Origin of the sequence: Dactylosporangium sucinum, from assembly GCF_014647515.1 — a bacterium.
Taxonomy (GTDB): Bacteria; Actinomycetota; Actinomycetes; order Mycobacteriales; family Micromonosporaceae; genus Dactylosporangium; species Dactylosporangium sucinum.
Genome location: NZ_BMPI01000011.1, coordinates 92,792 through 114,533 on the forward strand (window position 1 = coordinate 92,792; position 21,742 = coordinate 114,533).

At 71.5% G+C, this 21,742-nt stretch carries 20 protein-coding genes; 9 read left to right on the forward strand and 11 right to left on the reverse strand.

The genetic code is table 11. The features are described 5' to 3' along the window. Positions 1-95 precede the first annotated feature (95 nt). A complete protein-coding gene (locus IEZ31_RS13580) occupies positions 96-1,679 on the reverse strand; it encodes a DHA2 family efflux MFS transporter permease subunit (protein ID WP_229834964.1) in 1,584 nt (527 codons plus the stop codon). Between the two features lie 318 nt (positions 1,680-1,997). On the opposite strand from IEZ31_RS13580, the gene IEZ31_RS13585 reads away from it, so the two are divergent. Continuing rightward, positions 1,998-2,462, forward strand: coding sequence for a Fur family transcriptional regulator (locus tag IEZ31_RS13585; RefSeq protein WP_268241666.1), 465 nt, complete (start codon positions 1,998-2,000; stop codon positions 2,460-2,462). Positions 2,463-2,524: 62 nt separating this feature from the next. Here IEZ31_RS13585 and IEZ31_RS13590 read toward each other — a convergent pair whose 3' ends face one another. The 3 genes from IEZ31_RS13590 to IEZ31_RS13600 form a co-directional block, all read right to left on the reverse strand. Then, positions 2,525-3,112 carry a TMEM165/GDT1 family protein gene (locus IEZ31_RS13590; protein WP_190250164.1) on the reverse strand — a complete coding sequence of 196 codons (588 nt, stop codon included), beginning with the start codon at positions 3,110-3,112 and terminating at the stop codon, positions 2,525-2,527. 299 nt (positions 3,113-3,411) lie between these two features. Continuing rightward, positions 3,412-4,743 (reverse strand): serine--tRNA ligase, encoded by a 1,332-nt coding sequence (gene serS / locus IEZ31_RS13595; RefSeq protein WP_190250165.1) that lies wholly within the window; start codon positions 4,741-4,743, stop codon positions 3,412-3,414. 75 nt (positions 4,744-4,818) lie between these two features. Beyond that, a complete protein-coding gene (locus IEZ31_RS13600) occupies positions 4,819-4,971 on the reverse strand; it encodes a hypothetical protein (protein WP_190250166.1) in 153 nt (50 codons plus the stop codon). Positions 4,972-5,812: 841 nt separating this feature from the next. Here IEZ31_RS13600 and IEZ31_RS13605 point away from each other — a divergent pair. The 3 genes from IEZ31_RS13605 to IEZ31_RS13615 all read left to right on the forward strand — a co-directional run bounded on the left by IEZ31_RS13605 (position 5,813) and on the right by IEZ31_RS13615 (position 9,137). Then, positions 5,813-6,046 (forward strand): helix-turn-helix domain-containing protein, encoded by a 234-nt coding sequence (locus IEZ31_RS13605; RefSeq protein WP_190250167.1) that lies wholly within the window; start codon positions 5,813-5,815, stop codon positions 6,044-6,046. Positions 6,047-7,008: 962 nt separating this feature from the next. Next, on the forward strand, positions 7,009-7,146 hold the full coding sequence (locus tag IEZ31_RS13610; RefSeq protein WP_190250168.1) for a hypothetical protein: 138 nt from the start codon (positions 7,009-7,011) through the stop codon (positions 7,144-7,146). Positions 7,147-7,334: 188 nt separating this feature from the next. Next, entirely contained in the window at positions 7,335-9,137 is a 1,803-nt protein-coding gene (locus tag IEZ31_RS13615) for an NACHT domain-containing protein (RefSeq protein WP_190250169.1), read from the forward strand. Between the two features lie 154 nt (positions 9,138-9,291). Here the strand turns inward: IEZ31_RS13615 and IEZ31_RS13620 are convergent, their stop codons facing one another. The 4 genes from IEZ31_RS13620 to IEZ31_RS13635 form a co-directional block, all read right to left on the reverse strand. Further along, on the reverse strand, positions 9,292-9,612 hold the full coding sequence (locus tag IEZ31_RS13620; RefSeq protein ID WP_190250170.1) for a GYD domain-containing protein: 321 nt from the start codon (positions 9,610-9,612) through the stop codon (positions 9,292-9,294). A 165-nt stretch (positions 9,613-9,777) separates the two neighbouring features. Further along, a complete protein-coding gene (locus tag IEZ31_RS13625; RefSeq protein ID WP_190250171.1) occupies positions 9,778-11,028 on the reverse strand; it encodes a hypothetical protein in 1,251 nt (416 codons plus the stop codon). Positions 11,029-11,081: 53 nt separating this feature from the next. Beyond that, entirely contained in the window at positions 11,082-12,557 is a 1,476-nt protein-coding gene (locus tag IEZ31_RS13630; RefSeq protein WP_190250172.1) for an MFS transporter, read from the reverse strand. 10 nt (positions 12,558-12,567) lie between these two features. Then, entirely contained in the window at positions 12,568-12,999 is a 432-nt protein-coding gene (locus tag IEZ31_RS13635; RefSeq protein WP_190250173.1) for a nucleoside 2-deoxyribosyltransferase domain-containing protein, read from the reverse strand. Between the two features lie 67 nt (positions 13,000-13,066). Between IEZ31_RS13635 and IEZ31_RS13640 the strand changes: the two genes are divergently transcribed. Beyond that, positions 13,067-14,410: a cytochrome P450 gene (locus IEZ31_RS13640; protein ID WP_190250174.1), complete on the forward strand. Its 1,344-nt coding sequence runs from the start codon at positions 13,067-13,069 to the stop codon at positions 14,408-14,410. A gap of 109 nt (positions 14,411-14,519) precedes the next feature. Then, positions 14,520-15,080, forward strand: a complete 561-nt coding sequence (locus tag IEZ31_RS13645) for a histidine phosphatase family protein (protein ID WP_190250175.1) — start codon at positions 14,520-14,522, stop codon at positions 15,078-15,080. Positions 15,081-15,242: 162 nt separating this feature from the next. Here IEZ31_RS13645 and IEZ31_RS13650 read toward each other — a convergent pair whose 3' ends face one another. Beyond that, positions 15,243-15,644: a VOC family protein gene (locus IEZ31_RS13650; protein ID WP_190250176.1), complete on the reverse strand. Its 402-nt coding sequence runs from the start codon at positions 15,642-15,644 to the stop codon at positions 15,243-15,245. Between the two features lie 248 nt (positions 15,645-15,892). Between IEZ31_RS13650 and IEZ31_RS13655 the strand changes: the two genes are divergently transcribed. Beyond that, a complete protein-coding gene (locus IEZ31_RS13655; protein ID WP_229834930.1) occupies positions 15,893-16,381 on the forward strand; it encodes a GNAT family N-acetyltransferase in 489 nt (162 codons plus the stop codon). Positions 16,382-16,438: 57 nt separating this feature from the next. Here IEZ31_RS13655 and IEZ31_RS13660 read toward each other — a convergent pair whose 3' ends face one another. Further along, positions 16,439-17,083 (reverse strand): dihydrofolate reductase family protein, encoded by a 645-nt coding sequence (locus IEZ31_RS13660; RefSeq protein WP_190250178.1) that lies wholly within the window; start codon positions 17,081-17,083, stop codon positions 16,439-16,441. Between the two features lie 189 nt (positions 17,084-17,272). Between IEZ31_RS13660 and IEZ31_RS13665 the strand changes: the two genes are divergently transcribed. Both IEZ31_RS13665 and IEZ31_RS13670 read left to right on the forward strand, forming a co-directional pair. Continuing rightward, positions 17,273-18,172, forward strand: a complete 900-nt coding sequence (locus IEZ31_RS13665; protein WP_190250179.1) for a metal ABC transporter substrate-binding protein — start codon at positions 17,273-17,275, stop codon at positions 18,170-18,172. A 10-nt stretch (positions 18,173-18,182) separates the two neighbouring features. Further along, the gene (locus IEZ31_RS13670; protein WP_190250180.1) at positions 18,183-19,598 is read left to right on the forward strand and encodes a M1 family metallopeptidase; all 1,416 of its coding nucleotides are present in this window, start codon (positions 18,183-18,185) and stop codon (positions 19,596-19,598) included. 269 nt (positions 19,599-19,867) lie between these two features. Here the strand turns inward: IEZ31_RS13670 and IEZ31_RS13675 are convergent, their stop codons facing one another. Beyond that, on the reverse strand, positions 19,868-21,511 hold the full coding sequence (locus IEZ31_RS13675) for a substrate-binding domain-containing protein (RefSeq protein ID WP_190250181.1): 1,644 nt from the start codon (positions 21,509-21,511) through the stop codon (positions 19,868-19,870). Between the last annotated feature and the right edge of the window lie 231 nt (positions 21,512-21,742).

A 21,742-nucleotide genomic window follows, 5' to 3' on the forward strand; every position in this document is an offset into this window, starting at 1 on the left:
GGCCGGGTGTTGCCGGGCTGCTCGTGCCCGCAAGCCCGGCGCAACGCCGGAGCGCCGCGACGGGTTCGTCGCGGCGCTCCGTTCGCCCGGGCTGACTAGTGGATGATGACCGGCGCCTGCCGGTCGCCCGCCACGTCGTCGTCGAGGTGCGACACCTCGCGCTTGCGCGGCAGGAACGCGATCGGGATGAACGTCGCGAGCACCAGGATGAAGCCCACCCAGTACGTCGAGGCGAACGAGTCCGCCGCGAACTCCAGGCCCTTGCGGATCAGCTCCGGCGGCGCCGGGAACTGCTGCAGGATCTCCGGCTTCAGCTGCGACGCGATGGCGAGGCCCGCCTCGGTGACCGGCTTGCCGGTCTGCGGGTCGACGGCCCCCGGGATCGGCGTCGAGTTGTTGAGGTTGCTGGTCAGGATGACCGACATGACCGCGCCGCCGATCGAGCCGCCGATCTGCTGGAGGATGTTCACCAGCGTCGAACCGCGGGCCACCTCGTGGTGGGTGAGCGTCTTGAGCGCCGACGTCATGATCGGCATCATCGTGCCGCCCATGCCGAGGCCCATGACGAACAGCGACCCGCACAGCAGCCAGTAGGACGTGTCGACCCCGACCTGCGTGAACGTGAAGAACCCGCCGGCGATGAGCACCATCGCGAACGGCACCGTGCGCCCGACCGGGATCTTGTCCGAGAGCATGCCGGCGATCGGCATCGTGAGCATCGCGCCGATGCCCTGCGGCGCCATGAGCAGGCCGGCGTGCAGCGTCGACTGGCCCCGCACCTGCAGGAAGTAGCTTGGGAACAGCAGGCCGGCGCCCATGAACGCGATGATGAACACGAACAGCGACAGCGACGCGATCGTCAGGTTGCGGTTCTTGAACAGCCGCAGGTCCAGCAGCGGATGCTGCGGCTTGAACGAGTAGAACACGAACCCGATGACGAGCAGGGCGCCGACGAGCATCGGCAACCAGACCTTCGTCGCCGTGATGGTTGCGGTCTCCGGGAGTGAGGACACGCCGAACAGGAACAGCGCGAGGCCCGGCGACAGCATCAGCATGCCGAGGAAGTCGAACGACTCCGACGGCTCCGGGCTGTCAGACGGCAGCGCGAACCAGGCGTACACGAGCGCGATGAGGCCGATCGGCAGGTTGATCAGGAAGATCCAGTGCCAGCTCGCCACGTCGATGAGCCAGCCGCCGAGGATCGGGCCGCCGATCGGGCCGAGCAGCATCGGGATGCCGAGCACGGCCATCAGCCGGCCGATCCGGTGCGGGCCGGCGGCCCGGGTCATGATCGTCATGCCGAGCGGCATGAGCATGCCGCCGCCGAGGCCCTGCAGCACGCGGTAGCCGATGAGCTGGTTGATCGAGTCGGCCGTCGCGCACAGGCCGGAACCGACGGTGAACAGGAACAGCGCCAGCATGTACAGGCGCTTGGTGCCGAAGCGGTCGGCTGCCCAGCCGCTCAACGGGATCACCGTCGCGAGCGCGAGCGTGTAGCCGGTCATCGTCCAGGCGACCCGCGCGTACGACGCGTCGAACTCGTTCTGGAACGTCGGCAACGCGACGCTCACGACCGTCACGTCGAGAATCGACATGATCGCGCCGAGCACGATCACGCCGGCGATCTTCAGGACCGCCGCGTCGAGCTTATTTGAAGCCGCTACGGGCTGGTCGGCCACAAGTTCCCCCAAGACAGAGCCGTTGAAGAATGGGCGGGTGGGTGTTCGGCAGGCGCGCCTGCCGGCCCCGTCCATGATCGCGGCGTGACCGCATAATCACTGACAGGACCCGGTTTTCGAAGCCACGTTCGAATGCTCCCTCACAGTACGCGGCCGGTGTTTCGAGCCGCCGCCGAGTTCCCGGATCGCGACGCGCGCCACGTCACAACGACCCCGGTCGCTGGTCCATTCGGGCGCTGGGCGATACTGATGTCAGGAAAGGTGTGGGCGCATTTCCGAGTCCCGCTCACCGCGGTGAGGGTAAGCTAAGCTTTCCGGGTGAACGACCAGGCGCACCACGTGAGCCAGCACGCCGGCACGCACGTCGATCCATCCGCTGCGCCGCCTGCCGACGTCCACCCCGTCCGGCGCAACACCAAGCAGCGCGACGCGGTCATGACCCTGCTCGGCGACGTCGACGGCTTCTACAGCGCCCAGGAGCTGCACGTCATGCTCCGTGAGCGCGGCGCCAACGTCGGCCTCACGACCGTCTACCGGACCCTGCAGCTGCTCGCCGAGAGCAACGAGATCGACGTCATGCAGGTGCCGGGGAGCGACACGCGCTACCGCCGGTGCAGCGGACGCCACCATCACCACCTGGTCTGCCGCAGCTGCGGCCGCACCGTCGAGGTGCTCGGGCCGGCGGTCGAGCGCTGGGCCGACCGGATCGGGGAGGAGCACGGCTTCACCGACGTCAGCCACACGCTGGAGATCTTCGGCACCTGCGGCCGCTGCGCGCGCTGAGAGGCGGCCCGCAGGCTGCTGCGCGCGCTGAGAGGCGGCCCGCAGGCCGCCTCTCACCCGCCTTACAGCAGTTCGCGCAGGGCCTCGACCAGCAGCCACGCGCCAAACAGCGCGAACAGGGCCGCCGCGCCGTACTTGATGGCCCGCTCCGGCAGCCGCTTGCCCAGCATCCGGCCGACCAGGATGGCCAGGGCGTCGGCGGCGACCATGCCGACGGTGGAGCCGATCCAGGTACCGAACCATCCGTGCTGGGTGGCGAGGGTGATGGTCGCCAGCATCGTCTTGTCGCCGAGCTCGGCGAGGAAGAACGCCACGCCTACGGCCACGATCGCCGACCGGTTCGTCTTCTCGGCCTTGGACCGCTCCTCGTCGGTGAGCCTGTCCCCGCGCAGGGTCCACGCGCCGAACGCGAAGAACGCCAGCGCCGCGACGAGCGAGATCCAGCCGGTCGGCAGTGCGGCGCCGAGGCCGTAGCCGACGCCGACCGACACGAGGTGCACCACCGCGGTGGCGACGGTGATGCCGATGAGGACCGGCACCGGACGGAACCTGGTGGCGAACGTCAGCGCCATCAACTGGGACTTGTCGCCGAGCTCGGCGACGAAGATGACGCCGAAGCTGATGGCCAGTGCCGCAAGGAACCCGCTCAATTCCAACCCTTCCCGGTGGACCGCCGGGAGGAGGAACGCGCCGCAGCGGACGACCTCGACCCGGCCGTCCAGCAAACTTGCCGCTGACAGCTGAGTCGAAAGTCTCGTCCGCCTCACGATCGCCTGGACGATCGCGGAGGCCTGCCGGCCGGGCACCCGAGGGCGCCAGTGTGTCGACCGGGCAGTTAGGGACTACTCCCCTTCGCGTAGACGATCATAGCAACGCCCGGTGCCGGGCAGGGTGTCGGCGGCGTGTGTCGTGGCGCACCCGGCCGGCGGGCGCGCCACGACCACGGGCGCTACGCCTTGCGCTTCGCCGGCTGCACGATCCGGTCGGTGCCGACCCGGTCACGGAGCACCTCGGGCACCAGCACCGAGCCGTCGGGCTGCTGGAACTGCTCCAGGATGGCCGGGAAGATGCGGCTGGTCGCGAGGGCCGAGCCGTTGAGCGTGTGGACGAACTTGTTGTTCTTCGAGCCGGGCACCCGGTAGCGGATGCCGGCCCGGCGGGCCTGGTAGTCGCCGGCCCAGGACACCGACGACACCTCCTTGTACTTCTGGGTGCTCGGCATCCAGACCTCGATGTCGATGGTCTTGCGCATCGAGGCGCTCGCGTCGCCGGCCGCCAGCAGCGAGCGGCGGAAGTGCAGCCCGAGCGCGTCGACCAGGCCCTCGGCGTAGTCGACCATCTCCTCGAGCGTCTTCTCGCCGTCCTCCTGGGTGGTGAACTGGAAGATCTCCACCTTGTTGAACTGGTGGCCGCGCACGGTGCCGCGCTCGTCGGAGTGCGAGCCGGCCTTCTCGCTGCGGTAGCACGGCGTGTACGCATACGCCTTGTGCGGCAGGTCGCCGGTCTCGAAGATCTCGTTCTGGTAGGCCCCCAGGATCGCGGTCTCCGAGGTGGGCAGCAGGAACTGGCCCCGCTCGCCCTCGGGGACGGCGAGGTGGAACACATCGTCGTAGAACTTCGGGAACTGCCCGGCGGCGTAGCCGGCCGAGTCGAGCAGCAGGTGCGGGGGCAGCATGAACTGGTAGCCGGCCGCGAAGTGCCGGTCGATGAACCAGTTGACCAGCGCCCACTCGAGGCGCGCGCCCCAGCCGGTGTAGATCCAGAAGCCCGAGCCGCCGAGCTTCACGCCGCGCTCGAAGTCGACGAGGCCCAGCTCGGTGGCGAGCGTGACGTGGTCGCGGACGCGCTCGATCTGCGGCTGCTGACCGAACACCTTGACGACCTGGTTGGCCTCCTTGCCGCCGGCCACCACGTCGTCGCTGGGCAGGTTGGGCAGCTCGCTCATGGCGGTCTGCAGCTGGTCCTGAACCTCGCCGAGCCGGTCTTCCAGCTCCTGCAGCGCCGCCTTGGCGTCCCGCCCGGCGGCCTCCTGGCCGGCCGCCTGGATCGCGTCGGGATCCTCGCCGGCCTGCCGGGCCGCCTGCTTCGCCGCGGCGAACGCGCGGGCCTCCTCCTTGCGCCGCTGCCGCTCGGCGTCGATCGCGCCGATGAGCTCGCGCCGCTGCTGGTCGAGGTCGGCGATGGCACTCAGCGCACGGGACACCTCGGACGGGTCGAGCCTCTTGGACAGGGCGGCCTCCACCGAGGCCCGGTCCTTGCGAATCAACTCGATGTCGAGCATGCTTCCGCGCACCTTCTACTGGTTGAGTTGGCCAATACCGTCCGGCGACCGTTCCGGGCGGCCACCGTGGTCGGGTCACCCGGCGATTGCTTCGCCGCTGACCCCAGATGCTACCCGCCGGCTCGACGCCATTTTCGCCACGCCGTCCATGACGGGCTCGACGCCGAAGGTGTAATAACGGTCCAGGTCAGGCTCGTGGGTATAGGTGCCGGCGAGCTCGACCATCATCGGGAACCGATCGGCGGGCATGGACTCCAGGTGCAGCCGGCGCCCGACCGGCCAGAGTGACCACGTTGACGACCGTCCGTGCCGCTACGTGCTTGGCTAACGGGTCACGCTGTAGCCTGCGATATCGCAGACTGCCACCTAGCGAATAGTGATACGGCGTCAGACCACGTGCATACGGGCCCGAAGGGCCCGCGAGGCGGAAACGGCAACAGCACCCGGCGGCGACCGGGTGCTGTTGTGTTTCCCGTCGACTCGACGCTTACGCGGAGGGGTAACGGTGATACTCATCATCCTCGGCCCCTACCCGGTGCGCTACCGCCTCGACGACGAGCGGGGAGCCGTACATCGTCCAGCACGGCCGCGGCAGCCGCTTCCGCTCGACCCAGGAGATCCGCGCCCGCTACGGCGCCCGCGACGTCCGGCTCTTCAGCACGACCAACGCGACAACGTTCGGTCACGTACGACGGGCGCTGATCCGCGCGCTCGAGCGCCGCGCCTAACCGTCCTCGCCTGCGCAGAGACCGCGAATCCGCACGTCAAGGCCGCCTGCAGCGAGCGGTCGTCTCGCAGGCGACCTACTGTGCGGTAGGTCACGATCTGCTACAAAGCTGGCAGGCAAGTGGTGACGGCCAAACCAAGCGCAGACAATGTCAGGCGGTCCAATTCGCACGACCGCATGATCCGCCACCGATGGGCATGCGCCGCCGACACCCCAGACGTCCAACCCAAGCCAGGTTTCAGATCAGTACGGTGAGCCGCAATCTGCGATACAGCTAGCCATCACGCGCCAAGCGGATGTACTTCAAGGTCAACGGACGGGTCCAACGAGGGGCACACGCGCATGAGCCTGGGTGATACGCCCGCGGTGGCGCGCCGGCGAGTCCGGCTGGCCATCCGCGACGCGCGCAACGCCAAGGGCTACACACAGGGCCAGGTCGCCGACGCCATGGACTGGTCACTGTCGAAGGTCATGCGCATCGAGAGCGGCGAGGTCACCATCTCGCAGAAAAGGCAAGGCGAACCGATCCCCGCCCGCGGCGCTCACGTCCGAGCGAGGGCTGTCAACGTCGCTTGACGGGCGCCGTTGGGCGGAGTTCGAAACGAGGAAAGGAGGTGAACCGAGATGGAAGTCCTCATACGTGAGATCGCGCGGACGGTCCGGCATGTCTTGGCCGACTGGCGTCGGACCGTCCGCGCGTGCGTCCTGCTGACGGTTGCTGCCGCAGCATGGACCATCTACCGCCACGTAACAGGTCAGTAGCCCTTCTACAGTAGGCGCCATCTCGGGATTCGTACACCGAGGTGGCGCCTCACCATGCTGTCTTGTGCCCCTTGTCGGATGCATAGGCGTAAAGGCGAATCCCTTTCGCTGACGGCTCGAACCGATCCCCACCGGGCCGTCGCTGGGCGGTCCGGGCATCATCGGGCCGCCATAGGTGCCGCTGGCCTGTAGACCAGGCTCGTCACGATCAGCCCCGTCCGCACGGGAGCATCTCGGGCGCGGTCGCCGCTGGACCGATGGTGTAACGGTTAGCACGTATGGGCCGACACCGACGTGACCTCGGGCACCCGCAACTGAACGACGCGGCTCCTCCCGGTGCGGAAGGAGCTTTCGTGGCCAAGCTCAACACCCGGACCGTCCGCCCCGCGCCCGGCACCGGCCCCATCATCACCGAGCACGTTCCAGCGGCGCGACCCACGAAGGCGGCGCCGGCTACGCCCGCGGACGTCAAGTCCGAGCTATTTTCCTGCTGGCCGTCACGAACATGGTCGGCGAGAACACCTTCTACGAACCGGCCGGAAATCGGCAGCCGATACGCCGACCACGTCCCGCCACGGGCGGGCGATCCCGAAGCCGGTGAAGCGAGGCGTCGCCGACGCCGTCCAGCGGCTCTACACCGAACGGACCCTCCTCAAGTACGACGGCCAGACGCGCGGGTTCCGGTTCGGCGACGTTATGGACCTCGTCCACCCCACGCCGGCCGCGCCATGGCAGGGCGGCCTGTTCAAGGTCCGGTTCGGCGGCTGCGGTCCGACGTGTGGGGACAGGACCAGCACTGGAACATGCGGGAGCCCGGGATCCTGTACCGCGCCGGCGGCGACACGCCGGAAGGCGCGAGGGCGTGGCAGGTCAGCGTGCAGGTGGGGGTCCAGCTGGTGGTACGGGTGGCGTGACGGGTCCGTCCGGTGCCTGTTGTCCGGGTCGGCATGTCGATACGCTCCGGTGCTCACACGATGGTGGGCGGCGAGGGGACCGTGCGGTGGGCGAGCGAACGCCAGGGAAGAACGTCGCAGGTCGCGCCCTCCTGCTCGCCCTGCCTGGGCCGACCGGCGGCGCCGCAACACCGGATCATCCTGTGGACGTGGAGCGGGAACTGGCCGGACTGGCCAGCTCGGTGACAGCGGTGTGGAAACCGGAGCAGGCCCGTCGGCGGCTGCTCAACCCTCGACCGCTGCCCACCGCGTGGACCACGATCGGTCCGCCGATCGCCGACCACTGGGCCAACGTCCGCGCCGACGGGCGTGACGAGCCGCTCGACCTGGCCGGCGTGGTCGACCTGGCCCACCCGGACGCCTTCCACCGGACCGTGACCGACCCGCTGCTCCGCGGGCGCATCGTGCTCCTCGGCGACCCTGGCGCGGGCAAGACCGCGCTGCTGCTCCGGCTCACCCTCACCCTGCTGGCCGAACGTGAGCAGGCCGCCGCCCGCGACGCGCGCTCTGGCCCACTGCCGGTGCCGGTCCTGCTGCGGCTGTCGACCTGGAACCCCGACGAACAAACCCTCGAACGGTGGATCACCACCCGGCTCGACGCCGACTACGGCCACCGCCGTCCGGTCCCCATCCGCCACCTGATGCCGCTGCTGGACGGGCTCGACGAGATGCCCGAACCCCGCCGCAGGCAGGCGTTGCAGGCCATCAGCAACACCTTCGTGGACACCCCGATCGTGCTGACCAGCCGCACCGCCGAGTACCTCGATGCCCTCGCCGCCCTGGCTGGCAATACTCTGGCTGCCGCCGCCGTCCTGGAGCTGACCGCGCTGCTTGCAGCAACAGTGCGTGACTACCTGCAGTTGACCACCGCCCGTCCGGTCAGCTGGGCGGACGTGTTCACCCGCGACGCCGCAGATTGCGGCGGGCGGCTCGCTGCCGCACTGTCGGCGCCCCTCTGGGTCGACCTGGCCCGCACCACCTACACCGATCCAGATCGGGCCGACAACGACCCGACCGAGCTCCTTCACCTGCCCGACATCGACTCCATACACTCCCGCCTACTCGACCGGCTCATCCCCACCGCCTACCCTGACCCACCCGAACCCGCCCCAGACGGCAACACCTGGCGACGCGACGACGCCCACCGATGGCTACAACACCTTGCCATCGACATGCATCACCGTGATACCCAGGACCTCGCCTGGTGGCAACTCACCCTCGCCGTCCCCCGGCCATTGAAATTCGCGATCGGGCTCGGCATCGGGCTCGGCATCGGGTTCTGGTGGGTTGGGATGATGTTCGGGGTCGTGTTCGGGATCATGTTCGGGGGTGCACTGGCGCCTCACCCTGCTCGCCGTCGGATCCGATGGCGTCGGACGAGCAGATTCTTTTCCCGCCAGCTCGCGGCCGTCCTCGCGCTCGCTGTCACGATCGCTCTCGGGACCGGGCTTGCATTCGGGTTCACGGTTGCACTCGTGTACGGGCTCCCGCTCGGGCTCGTGTTCGGGTTCGGGGCGGAATTCACGACGTTGTTGCGTGTCAACGACGCCGATGTGCCAGCCGCCACCGACCCGGTCGGACTGCTGCGTGGTGATCGCCGCCGAGTTATCACGGCCGGGCTCGTGGCCACCCTCCCCGCAGGGCTCCTGATCCTCGTGATTGGGCTTCGGGGCGGGCTCGTGGCTGCGCTCGTGGCTGCGCTTGCGGGCGGGCTCGCGGGCGGGCTCGCGGTCGCGCTTGGGGTCGGGGTCACGCTTGGAGCTTGGCTGCGATTCGAGGTGGCTCGGCTGTGGTGGTGCGGCAAGGGTCGGTTGCCGTGGCGCCTCATGGCATTCCTGGCCGACGCCCACCGACGCGGTGTCCTCCGGCAAGCCGGCGGCGTCTGGCAGTTCCGCCACGCCCTACTCCGTGACCGCCTCGTCGCCACCGTCGAGGAACAAGCCCGTCGATAGGGGCCGTGACCACGAGCTGGTGACGTCTTGCGGGGCATGTCGACCGCTTCGGCACGGACGCAGGCTCACGCCTGCGGTGCGCACGCGCCCGAGGTCGCCGAGCGGGCCGGCCACTCGCGTGCTCTCGCAACTGACCAGCCCGGATGCAGCCCGATCAGGCGCCAGGCGCGCGGTAGTCGACGGTCTGCCTGACCGCTTCGTCGACCTCTGCCGGGGTCAGCAGCGCAAAGGTTTTGGCGGTGGCCCCACCAGCTACGCCAATCGCGAGCGTCACGGCCGCGGCGGCCCTGCTGTCGGGCAGGTCGCAGATCACATGCACGTCGGGCTCCCCGAAGGAGAAGTCGAACGACTCCATTCGCCCGCCGACACTTTGGGCCATCTTCTCGACCGCCTCGACTCGTCCGCTGCCCCCTTCCTTGAGCAGCCCGTGGAGTCCGTCGGCCGTGTAGGTCGCCTCGATAAGGAATCTGGGCATCGAGATCACCCCCTCAAACCGAGCCTAATCGCCGGAGCATGCCGGCCGAAGTGGCCCGACCCGCGGGCCCATGATCGATGGAGAGTTTCGGTCGTCATGGCGACCAGATGGCTCCATCGATCATGGGCCGGGGTTGGGCTGCCGGTGGCGGGCGGGACGGCTTCGCTACTGGGACAGGAGGCGGGCCAGGTCGGGGGAGCCCTGGGCGAGTACGGTGCCGCCGACCGAGACGTAGAGGACGCGGTGGCAGGCGTCCAGCTCCACGAACACCTCGGGGGCGTCGGTCTCGGCCGGGGCCAGCCGGGCGAACCGGGAGGCATGGGCGGTGCAGGCGGCGGGGGCGCGGAGCGGGGCGGTGGCCGAGCCCGGCTGCGGCAGCGCGGACCGGACCGCGGCCCAGGCCGTCGCGGGCAGGACGGCGCCGCGGTCGAACTCGCCGGCGGGCTTGGCGGTGCCCTGCTCGGCGGCGGGCACGCGGTACACGCACAGGCGCACCGCAGTGCCGGCCGGTGGCAGGTCGATCGGGCCGGACGTCGGGGGCTCGCGGTCGAAGGCCACGGTCGCGACCATGTCCGAGTATGACTGGCCGCAGCCGGAGGCCGCCGCCCCCGCCGAGAGGGTCGTATGCAGCCGGGTCGACGCGACCCGCTCCAGGCGCAGCTGCCGCACCGCGTCCCGGACCTCGATGCGGATCTTCCCGCAGGCGTCGGCGGGCACGCCCGGGCGCACCCACGAGCCGTCGGCGGCCAGCAGCGCGAACCACGGCAGGCCCGGCAGGTCGAGGTTGCACGCCGCGGCGGTCTGGGGCGCGTCGGGCAGCCGCACCGCTCGTACCAGCGCGGCGGTGTCCGAACCCCGCATCTCGTCGAGGAACATGGCCTCGCCGCCGTCGTCCTCCGTCCGCGCGGCCGACGCGCAGAGGACGACGCCCACGGGATCGAAGTCCGCCGCCAGCCGCGGCATCCGCAGGGCCGAGTCGTCGGGCAGCCACGCGGGCTGCTTCCAGGCGCCGGAGTCACCGGCTCCCGGACCGCCCGCAGTGCCGGCTCCCGGTGAGCCCGGTGCGCCGGCCGAGGCGGGAGCGCCGGGGCCGCCGCTGGCGACGGCCGCGCTGTTCGTACCCGCGCCCGGAGCGCCGGTCGGCAGGGCGGGGCCGGTGGCCGAGGCGACGGGAGCGGCGCCGGGCACGTCGGGAGCGGCGGGCGACATGGCGGGATCGGTGAGCGGCTGCGGGATGCCGAGGACCTCCTCGGCGCACGACGTCCAACCGGGATGGATCTGCGGTCCTCCGGGCGGGATGCCCGGTGCGATCTCCTTCGGTGCGCAGGCCGTGAGGGCCGCGACCACGGCCAGTCCGATCAGCGCCGGTACGACCGTCGCCCGGACGCGGGCAGCACCCCGCGCGGTTGAGTCCATGTGCGGTGTGACGCGCCCCGGCGCCGGACGGTTCCACGACCGGCCGCGCGCGGTTACCGCTCCCCGGAGGCCGGCTGGTGGGTGCGCAGCGGCGGGCCGTCGAGGCCGCAGTGGTGCCAGGGCTTCTCCTCCGTCACCGCCGGCGGCGCGCCCGGCGCAGGCGCGGGGCGCCTCGGGTTGCGGACCGTCACCGCCGCCAGCAGGCCCGCCGCCACGCAGAGGGCGGCGCAGATCAGGACCGCGGTGTGGAAGCCCGCCGAGAGGCGGGGCGGGTCGAGGTACGCCTGGCTGGTGATCCCCGCGGCCATCGGCAGGACGGCCACCGCGATCAGGCCCGCGGCCCGGGCCACGTCGTTGTTGACGGCCGAGGCCATGCCGGCGTGGCTGGACGGGGCCGCGGCCAGGACCGTGGCGGTGAGCGGGGCGACCGTCGTGGACAGGCCCAGGCCCAGGACCAGCACCGCCGGCAGCACCTCGGTGAGGTAGTCGCCGTCCGGGCCGATGCGGGCGAACAGTGCCATCCCGAGCCCGGCGATGATCGGGCCGGCGGCCATCTGCAGGCGGGGACCGATGCGGCTGGCCAGGGCGCCCGAGCGGGCCGAGAGCAGCAGCATGAGGATCGTGACGGGCAGGAGGGAGACGCCGGCCTCCAGCGGGGAGTAGCCGGAGACGTTCTGCAGCTGGATCGGCAGCAGGAACAGGGCGCCGCCGAGCGCGCCGTAGACGATGAACGTGACCACATTCGTGGCCGTGAACTGCGTCGAGGCGAACAGGCTCAGCGGGAGCATCGGGTGCGGGGCGCGGGCCTGCCACCAGACGAACGCGGCCAGGAGGACGGCGCCGGCGCCGAGCGCGACGGCGTGGCCCTGGATCAGCCCGTACGTGAGCGCCATCAACCCGCCCGTGACCAGGATCCCGCCGGGCAGGTCGACCCGGCCGGTCGCCTCCGGGTCACGCGACTCCGGCACGTGCCGCCACGCGATCGCGACGACCGCCGCCGCGATCGGGACGTTGATGGCGAAGATCAGCCGCCAGGCGGACGGGCCGAGGCCCACCAGCCAGCCGCCGAGGAACGGGCCGATCGCTGTTGCCACGCCGCCGAGGCCCGACCAGGCGCCGATCGCCCGGCTGCGGTCCTCGGGGCGGAACGACGCCTGCAGGATCGCGAGGCTGCCCGGCGTGAGCAGCGCGGCGCCCACGCCCTGCAGGGCCCGCGCGCCGACGAGCGTGCCGGCGTCCGGCGCGATCCCGCACAGCACCGACGCGACCGCGAACCACACGACGCCGATGAGGAAGACGCGGCGCCGTCCGTACCGGTCGCCGAGCGCGCCGGCGAGCAGCAGCAGGCCGGCGAGGGTGAGGGTGTACGCGGTGACGACCCACTGGAGCGTCTCCAGGCCGGCGCCGAACGAGCGGCCGATCGCCGGCAGCGCGATGCCGACGACGGTGGCGTCGATGGATGCGATGCCGGAGCCGAGGATGGTCGCGGTGAGCACCCACCGGCCGGCGGCGCTGGACAACGAGAGCACGTCCGCGAACCTACTCCGGTTCCAGCAGCTTGATCAGTCCCGGCAGCGCATCGTGGACGACGACGCCGAAGCGGGCCGCCGTCAGCTCCAGGTTCCGCCGCCGCGCGAACCCCGGGTCGGCGCCGAGCAGCAGCTTGCCCGACCGCAGGTAGAGGCCCGTCTCCAACATCGACACGGGCGCCACCGAACCGGCCGGGAACCACATCAGGATGCGGTCGGCCGCCTCCAGCGCGTCGAGCTCCCAGGCGATCTGCTCGTCGAGCTGCGCCGTCGCGTAGTCGGCGCGCCGCGGGTTGAGCAGGACCAGGCCCGGCCGGCCGGCCAGCGCGGCGACCACCTCGGCCTGCCAGTCGACGGCGCTGCCGCTGTCGATGGCGCCGGCGAGGAACACGCGGTACCCCGGAATCCTCCAGTCCTGCGGAGCGGTGATCACGACCGTCATACGGACGAGCTTAGGCCGTAACGCGCAGGACATCACGCAGCGTCGTACTTCGATACGATCAGTGTCTATGATCGCTACGGAGATCCCACAGGTCCCCGGGCTGCCGGTCGTCGGCAACGCCCTCGAGATGTCCCGAGACCCCGCGGCGTTCTTCGCCCGCGCGTACCGCGAGCACGGGCCGGTCTACCGGATGCGGCTGCTCAACCGCACGTATACGGTGCTCGCCGGCGCCGAGGCGGCCGCGTTCATGGGCTCCCGCGAGGGGCGCGAGTGCCTGCGCTCGAAGGAGTTCTGGCAGGACTTCCTCGACGAGTACGGCGGGACGCGCACGATCCTCGGCGAGGACGGCGAGAGCCACAAGGAGCTCCGCGAGATCATGCGGCGGGGGTACTCCAGGGAGGCGCTGCGGGGCCGCCTGGACGAACTGGTCGAGATCACCGACCGGGTCATCGACCGCGACTGGCGCCCCGGCGCGCGGGTCTCCGTCGTGCACGCCCTGCAGTACCTGGTCACCGACCAGCTGGGCACGATCCTGACCGGCAACGCGCCGCTGGAGTACGTGCCCGACATCCGGACGATGACGTTGTACGTGCTGAACGTGCTCGTCACCCGGCAGCGGCCCCGGGTGCTGCTGCGCCACCCGAAGTACCGCCGGGCGAAGTCGCGCGTCTTCGAGCTCGGCGACCGCATGCTCGCCGACCTGCGCGCCACCGCCGGCAAGCCGGACGAGGACCGCATCCTGGTCGAAGACCTGGTGCACGTACACCTGAACCGTCCCGACGCCCTGCCCGCGCAGGACATGACGATGGCCCTCACCGGCCCGTACGTCGCCGGGCTCGACACCGTCGCCAACACCACGGCCGCGTTCGTGTACGCCGTGCTCAAGCACCCCGAGGTGCTCGAGCAGGTGCGCGCCGAGGCCGACGCCCTCTTCTCCGGCGGCGGCTCGCTGCAGGACGAGGACCTGCGCAAGATCCCGTCGATCCGGTACGCGCTCATGGAGACGATGCGGCTGTACCCGATCGCGGTCGCCCTGACCCGCACCGCCACCCGCGACTTCACGTTCGAGGGCCACACCGTCCGCGCCGGCGAGACGGTCTACGTCGGCACCACGGTCCCGCACTTCCTGGAGGAGTACTTCGCGGAGCCGGCGAAGTTCGACATCACCCGCTACGAGAAGCCGCGCTCCGAGCACCTGCGCCCGGGCGCGTACTCGCCGTACGGCCGCGGCCCGCACACCTGCCTGGGCAAGAGCTTCGCCGACGTGCAGATGGCGTTCTCCATGGCGCGGCTGTTCCACCGGCTCGACCTGGAGCTGCCGTCGCCCGGCTACACCCTGGCGACGAAGACGGCCCCGACCCCGGGCCCGGCGATGTCGTTCAAGGTCCGCGTGCGCGGCCACCGCCACTGACGCTGTTCGCCTCGCGGGCCGCCCTCGCCCGGGCCCGGGCGGCCTCGCGCCGGTGTGCGCCGTCGCGTTCCCCGGCGACCGGGAGTCCGCAACGGTACCGTGGGCAACGATGGCGGTCGAGATCGTGTACGAGACCCATGCGGTGACCGAGGACAACGAGGCGGGCATCGCCACCGGCTGGCTCCCGGGACGCCTCTCCGCCCGCGGCCGCGACCTGGCCCGCGACCTGGGCGCCCGCCGCCGCGCGGACGGCCTGTCGGCGGTGTTCGTCTCCGACCTGGCCCGCGCGGTGGAGACGGCGACGATCGCCTTCGCGGGCACCCCGATCCCGGTCCACGTCGACGACCGCCTCCGCGAGTGCAACTACGGCGCCCTGAACGGCGCCCCGGTCTCCCGAGTGGCGCAGGAGCGCCGGTCCCGCATCGACGTACCGTTCCCCGGCGGCCAGAGCTTCCGCGACGTCGTCGACCTGACCAGGTCGTTCCTGGCCGACCTGGCGGCGCAGTGGGACGGCCACCGGGTGCTGGTCATCGCCCACTCCGCCAACCGCTGGTCCCTGGACCACCTGCTCACCGGCGCAAGGCTGGAGGACCTGGTGGATGCCCCGTTCGCCTGGCAGCCCGGCTGGCACTACACCCTGAGCCCGCCACCGGCCGCCGCCGCGGGGTGACCCGCGGTGGGGCCGGCACTCCTCGCTGCGACCGACCCGCGTTGCCAGCCCCCTCGTCGGACACTCCGGGGGTGGGGCGCGGCCGGGCGGCCGGCTTCCCCGGCGGACGCTCCGGGGTGGGGCGCGGCCGGGCGGCTGGCCGCTCGGGCTGGTCGTCCGGGATCAGGTGGGCGGGTTCGTGAAGCGGGTCAGTGACAGCGTGTTGCCGTCGGGGTCGTGGAACCAGGCGATCTCCTCTCCGCCCGGTGTCGTCCACACGCCGTCGGTGTCCTGCGGCATGCCCTCGTAGCGCAGCATCTCCACGCCCGCGGACCGCAGGGCGGCGATGGCGGCGCGGATGTCGCCGACCGCCCAGCCGAACACCGTGAACGGCTGTGGCCGCAGCTCCTCCACCTTCGTCACCAGCAGCATGGTGGCCCCGGCCCGCACCACGCACGCGAACGGCGTCGCCTCCTCCACGGCGAGCCCCAGGGCCTCCCCGAAGAACCGCCGCGCCCGCTCCAGGTCGGTCGTCGGCAGGAACCCGATCCCGTCCGCACCCCGCAGCCCCGCTTCACCGGTCATGGTCCCCATCAACTCGCGGGGCCACCCTCCTGTCAACCCGACCCCGAGGCGCTGACCGTCGACAACGGCGGGTGGGCTGCCGCACGCTGGTGGGCCGGCAGGTGCGGTCGGGGGAGCGGGTCTCGGAAAAGCCGCCTCAGGAACGTGCCTCAGGAAACGGTCCTCAGACAGCGGGCCGTCGGAAGCGGGCTGTCGGAAGCGGCCTTGGAAGCGGGCTCGGAAGCGGGCTCGGGAAGTGGGTGGGTGCGGTGCAGCTGCGGCACTGGGTCGCGGACGATCTCGACGCGTTCTTCGACATCTACTCCCGGTGGGACGTCATGCGGTGGCTCGGGCCGCAGCCGCGGCGGGCGTTGGTGGACCTCGACGAGGCCCGGGAGCGGCTGGCCCGGTGGCAGGCGCGGGAGCGGGAGCTCGCCGACCCCTACGGGCTCTGGGCCATCGTGCCCGACGGGAGCGGGCACCCGGTCGGCACCGCCCTGCTGCTGCCGCTGCACGACGGCGACGGGCCCACCGGCGAGGTCGAGGTCGGCTGGCACCTGCACCCCGACCACCAGGGCCGTGGCCTGGCCACGGAGGCCGCGCGGCGGCTGCTGCGGGACGCGCCGCCTGGCGTCCTCGCCCTCACGGACCCCGACAACGAGCGGTCCCAGGCCGTGGCCCGGCGCCTCGGCATGCGGGACGAGGGGCTGACCGACCGCTGGTTCGGCCTGACGGCCCGCCAGTTCCGCGCGCCGTGACGAGCTGCAGGGCGCGGCCCGTGGCAGGCCCCGTGACCAGCGCCGTGACCAGCGCCGTCATGACCGCACCCGCTCCAGGCGGACGTGGGTGACCGTGTCGGAGCTGGCGAAGTAGGTGCACTCGTAGCCCGGGAACGGCTCGTCGAGGAGGCGCTCGCCGCGGCCCAGCAGCACGGGGACGATCGGCAGGTGCAGGGAGTCGACGAGGCCCGCCCGCAGATACTGCTTGACGGTCGAGACGCCGCCCGCGACCGCGACGTCCTGGCCGCCGGCCGCCTTGACGGCCTGCTCCAGCGCGGACTCGATGCCGTCGGTCACGAAGTGGAAGACCGTGCCGCCCTCCATCGGGATGCTCTCGCGCGGCTCGTGGGTGAGGACGAAGACCGGGTGGTGATACGGCGGGTTGGGGCCCCACCAGCCCGACCACGACGGGTCGGAGCTCCACGGCCCGCGGACCGGGCCGAACATGTTGCGGCCCATGATCGTGGCGCCGATCCCGTCGGTGGCCTCGACGAGGAACTGGTCGTCGACGCCGGTCGCGCCGCCCTCCTCGCCCGTCATCCGGTGCCAGGTGCGGGTCGGGAACATCCACTCGTGCAGCCGCTCCCCGCCGACGCCGACCGGGTCCTGGCGGCTCTGGCCGGCGCCGGCGCCGTAGCCGTCGAGCGAGAGGCAGAAACGCTGGACACGCAGCTTGGACATGATGGCAATCCCTTCTCGGACTTCGTGGTCACCAACTGGTCGAGGCGGTACCGGGATTCTCGACGCGGGGTACGACAAAATTCCGGGGCTGCCGCTTGTTGAACATCCATGTCGTGACCGACCGCCTGCAACGAGCCACGTCCCATGCGTTTTTGACAATCATTGTCATCAAGGGACACACTCGTCGGCATGTTGCGTCGTGGGATTGTGGCTAGCCTGGCCGCCCTTGCGGTGGTGGCCGGGGCCGGTGCTTGCGGAGACGACCAGGCCGGCGGGGCCGGCGGAGGCGGCGGGGGCCCGCAGGTCGTGGCGGCGTTCTACCCGCTGCAGTTCATCAGCGAACGCATCGGCGGCGCCGGGGTCCGCGTCACCAACCTCACCAAGGCCGGCGCCGAGCCGCACGACCTCGAGCTGCAGCCCGGCCAGCTGGCCGCGATCGAGCAGGCCGACCTGGTCGTGTACCTCTCGGGGTTCCAGCCGGCCGTCGACGAGGCGGTCGGGCAGGAGGCGAAGGGCCACGCGTTCGACGTCGCCGGCGTCGAGACGCTCAAGGAGGGCAGCGGGGACGAGGAGCACGGCAAGGACCCGCACGTCTGGCTCGACCCCGTGCGCCTGTCGGTGATCGTGGGCAAGCTCAGCGAGCGTCTCCAGCAGGTCGACGGCGCCGACACGAGCGGCATCAAGACGCGCGCCACCCAGCTGCAGGGCGAGTTGCAGCAGCTTGACCAGGAGTACCGGACGGGACTCACATCCTGCCAGCGGCGCGACATCGTCACCAGTCATGCGGCGTTCGGCTACCTCGCGGCGCGGTACGGGCTGAACCAGGTGCCGATCTCGGGGCTGGACCCCGAGGCGGAGCCGAGCCCGCAGCGGGTCGCGGAGGTGGCGCGGCTGGCGAAGGAGAAGGGCGTCACGACGATCTTCTTCGAGGCGCTGGTCAGCCCGAAGCTGTCCGAGACGGTGGCGAAGGAGGTCGGCGCGAAGGCGGCCGTGCTCGACCCGATCGAGGGCGTCGAGGGTGACGCCACCTACTTCACCGTGATGCGGGCCAACCTCGCGGCCCTGAAGGACGCGCTGGGCTGCGGTTAGCCTTGGGCCGATGCGACGACTGCTGAGCGCGATCGCGATCACCGGGGTCCTGGCGGCCGGCACGACGGGCTGCTCGGCCCCGGTGATCTCGCGGGCGCAACCGTTGCCGGTGCCGCACGCGGCCGCGGACGGCACGTCGACACCCGTGGCGGATCCGCTGTACCCCGACTACGGCAACCCGGCGATCGACGTGCTCCACTACGGACTGGCGCTGACCTGGACGCCGCAGACGAAGACCCTCGCCGGCCGGGTGACGATCCGGCTGCGGGCCGTGCAGGCGGTGCGGCAGGTGCGGCTCGACTTCTCCAGCGCGTACACGATCGGGAAGGCGAGCGTCGACGGCGGCGACGCCCCCGCGAGCTTCACGGGCGAGGACCTGACGGTCGACCGCCCGCTGGCGGCGGGGGCCGTCGCGACGCTGGTCGTGGAGTACCGGGGCACGCCGCGGACGGTGCCGATGCCCTCGCACCGCGGGGACGCCGAGCCGCTGGGGCTGACCGTCACGCCCGACGGCGAGCTGTGGACGATGCAGGAGCCTTATGGGGCCTCCACGTGGTACCCCGTGAGCGACCAGCCGTCGGACAAGGCGCTCTACGACATCGCGGTGACGGTGCCGGCCGGCTGGGCCGGGATCGCGAGCGGCACGCCGAAGGCGCAGTCGGGCAGCACGTTCGAGTACACGACGACCACGCCGGTGGCCAGCTACCTGACCACGCTGGCGGTCGGCCGGTACACGAAGACGCAGGTCAGCGGGCCGCGAGGCCTTCCGGTGACGGTCTGGACGCGTACCGGGCGGGACGATGCGGCGGTCGATGCCCTGGTACAGTCGGGCGAGTTCATCGGCTGGCTTGAGGAACGGTTCGGCCCATATCCGTTCCCCAGCGCGGGCGTGGTGGTTGTGCCGTCGGCATCGGCGATGGAGACCCAGCAGATGGTCACCCTCGGCGATCAGGTCGCGGCCGGCCAGGGCGTCCGGCAGGTCATGGTGCACGAGTACGCCCATCATTGGTTCGGCGACGCCGTTGGCCCGTCGACGTGGCGTGACGTCTGGCTCAACGAGGGCTGGGCGAGCTACGTCGAGCAGTTGTACGTCGCCCGGGGAGACACGGCTGCCATCGAGCGATGGGAGCGGCAGGCGCGCGCGGCGGACGCGCGGCTGCGCAAGGAGATCGGCCCGCCGGGCAACCCGCCGGCGGACAGCTTCGCGGAGGGCAACGTCTACCTCTGCCCGGCGCTCATGCTGCGGGAGCTGCACAAGGCGCTGGGTGACGCGAAGTTCTTCGCGCTGGGGCGGGCCTGGGTGCGCACCTACGCGGGCACGGCCCAGGACCGCGCGTCCTTCATCGCGTTCGTGAACCGGCAGACGGGGCGCGACTTCACGGGCCTGATCAACGACTGGCTCGACTCGCCCACGACCCCCGCGTAGCGGCGGTCGGTGCCGGCCGGCCGCTCGGGACCGGGGGTCCGTGCGGTGGACGATGACGCGTGCCGTCGCGCAGGGTGCTGCCCGGGTCGCGGTGGGGGTGCGGTGCGGCCGCGGGTGACGATGTTCGCGCGGCGGGTGGTGGCTGCCCGGGTGACGGCGAGGGTGCGGTGTGGCCGCAGGTGACGATGTTCGCGCGGCGGGGTGGCTGCCCGCCGCGCAGGGTGAGCGGTGCGTGCCTCGGCGCGGACACCCCGGCACACCCCGGAGAGCTACTCGTGCAGGCCGCCCGCCACGACGTGGATGAAGGCGGCCTGGACGTCGTCCGCGCTGGTGGCGTTGTCGACGTAGGCGTCCATCGGCTTCAGCGAGTTCTTCAAGGCGTCCGCCGCGTCCTTCTTGTTCAGGACCACGACGCTGATCGTCACCGGCTTGCTCGGGTCCTTCAGCGCCGTCAGCTTCTGCACCATCGCCGTGACCGCGGCCGCGTTGGCGCTGTCCTTGTTCTGGTCGTCGGTCAGGATGAACACCTGGTTGAACATGTCGTCGTGCCAGTCGTCGCGGACCGACTGGTACCCGGCCACGATCGCGTCCAGCAGGCCGGGGCCGGCGCGGTGGGCGGCCAGGGACTTCACCGAGGTGCCGAAGGCCGCCCGCGTCGCGTCGTCCAGGCGGTCGGTCGGGACGATTCTGCGGTAGCCGGGCTGGCCGGGGGCGACCTCCCACAGCCCGAGGCGGGAACCGACCGGCATCAGGTCGGCGAGCTGCCGGCAGCCCTGCTTGAGGACGTCGACCGGCGCCTGCTTGCCCGGCGACGACGAGTTGCCCGGCGACGGAGAGGAGCCGCCCGTGGCGACGTCCACGATGATGAGCAGGTTGCTGCGCCGGTCCTCGGGGTCCCACGTGGCGAAGATGTGCTGCACGTGGTGCGGGGCCAGCACGTCGAACGGCTTCGCGGTCGGCTCGGGCAGGACGTTCGCGCCGTCGTAGATCGGGCGGATGTTGTCCGGGCCGCGCAGGCCGGCCGCGGCCAGGGCGCGGCTGCCCTCCTGCGAGCTGAACGCGCTGTACAGCCGCTTCAGCGCCGCCGCCCGCTTCGCGTTCTTGACCGCGGCGGCCGTTGGGAGCCAGGTGTAGCGCAGCAGCGCCGTGTGGTCGGCGCCGACGACGTAGCGGCGGTCGGCCTGGGCCAGCCGCAGCGTGCTGAGCAGCGCGTACTCGGGGACGAGGCCCACCTCGCCGGCCGCGCTCGGCAGCGCGGACAGGTCGTGGTTGACGGTCCGGGTGACCGGGAGCATGTTCGCCAGCGCCAGCGACGAGGCGTCCATGCCCTTCTCGATCCAGACCGCCTCGCCGACGGCGCCGGCCGCGACCATGCCGTCGCCGCTCAGGGCGGGGTTGCGCACGACCAGCCGGATGCCCGGGGCGTGGCCGTTCAGCAGGTTGGCCAGGCCCAGCCAGCTGTCGCCCGCGGCCTTGATGCGGTCGCCGGTGGCCGGGTCGGTGACCATGTAGATCGGGCTGCTGGCGATCACGCTGTACGCGTTGAGGTTGCCCTGCTCGGCGAGGAACTGCGGCGGGGCGAGCGTCGTCCAGGCGGTGTCGTCGGGGATCCACACGTCGATCGGCGACTGGCTGACCTGGGCCGCGCCCGAGCGCCCGTCGGCGCTGACGGTGTCGACCAGGATGCAGTCCTCGCCGGCGCGCAGCGTGCGGCCGGCGGCGGAGACGACGGTGGCGATCGACGACGCGGCGACCACGTGCAGCGTCGTGGGGCAGGCGGCGCCGTCGGCCTCGGTGGGCTCGCCGCGCAGCACGTACCAGCCCGCGCCCGCGACGAGGCCGAGCACGAGGACGAGGACCAGCCCGCGCAGCACCGTGCCCGCACCGGGGACGCCGGCCTGATGCTTGCCCATGGATCCGCCAAGGTTCGAAGGGGGTCGTTGATCGGGGGCAAGTATGCCATCGAGCGGGGCGGATTCCGGCCCCTGTCGACCGTCCGGCGGCCACCCCGGCCCGTTCGGGCAGCGCGTTCTCCGACTGGTAGCGGTCCGCCGTGTACCCAGCGTGCGGGCGCGGTTACCGTTCATCCCGGCTGAACGTCCACAGTGGATTATATGAACGGCCGCTGAACAGCGGATATATGG

Excerpts from the sequence above, each read along its gene's own strand:
- IEZ31_RS13645 (WP_190250175.1), top strand. The coding sequence starts at position 14,520 with ATGGCGGTCGAGATCGTGTACGAGACCCATGCGGTGACCGAGGACAAC.
- IEZ31_RS13670 (WP_190250180.1), top strand. The coding sequence starts at position 18,183 with ATGCGACGACTGCTGAGCGCGATCGCGATCACCGGGGTCCTGGCGGCC.
- IEZ31_RS13650 (WP_190250176.1), bottom strand. The coding sequence starts at position 15,644 with ATGACCGGTGAAGCGGGGCTGCGGGGTGCGGACGGGATCGGGTTCCTG.
- serS (WP_190250165.1), bottom strand. The coding sequence starts at position 4,743 with ATGCTCGACATCGAGTTGATTCGCAAGGACCGGGCCTCGGTGGAGGCC.
- IEZ31_RS13675 (WP_190250181.1), bottom strand. The coding sequence starts at position 21,511 with ATGGGCAAGCATCAGGCCGGCGTCCCCGGTGCGGGCACGGTGCTGCGC.
- IEZ31_RS13665 (WP_190250179.1), top strand. The coding sequence starts at position 17,273 with ATGTTGCGTCGTGGGATTGTGGCTAGCCTGGCCGCCCTTGCGGTGGTG.
- IEZ31_RS13625 (WP_190250171.1), bottom strand. The coding sequence starts at position 11,028 with ATGGACTCAACCGCGCGGGGTGCTGCCCGCGTCCGGGCGACGGTCGTA.
- IEZ31_RS13605 (WP_190250167.1), top strand. The coding sequence starts at position 5,813 with ATGAGCCTGGGTGATACGCCCGCGGTGGCGCGCCGGCGAGTCCGGCTG.
- IEZ31_RS13635 (WP_190250173.1), bottom strand. The coding sequence starts at position 12,999 with ATGACGGTCGTGATCACCGCTCCGCAGGACTGGAGGATTCCGGGGTAC.
- IEZ31_RS13660 (WP_190250178.1), bottom strand. The coding sequence starts at position 17,083 with ATGTCCAAGCTGCGTGTCCAGCGTTTCTGCCTCTCGCTCGACGGCTAC.
- IEZ31_RS13620 (WP_190250170.1), bottom strand. The coding sequence starts at position 9,612 with ATGCCCAGATTCCTTATCGAGGCGACCTACACGGCCGACGGACTCCAC.
- IEZ31_RS13640 (WP_190250174.1), top strand. The coding sequence starts at position 13,067 with ATGATCGCTACGGAGATCCCACAGGTCCCCGGGCTGCCGGTCGTCGGC.
- IEZ31_RS13600 (WP_190250166.1), bottom strand. The coding sequence starts at position 4,971 with ATGATGGTCGAGCTCGCCGGCACCTATACCCACGAGCCTGACCTGGAC.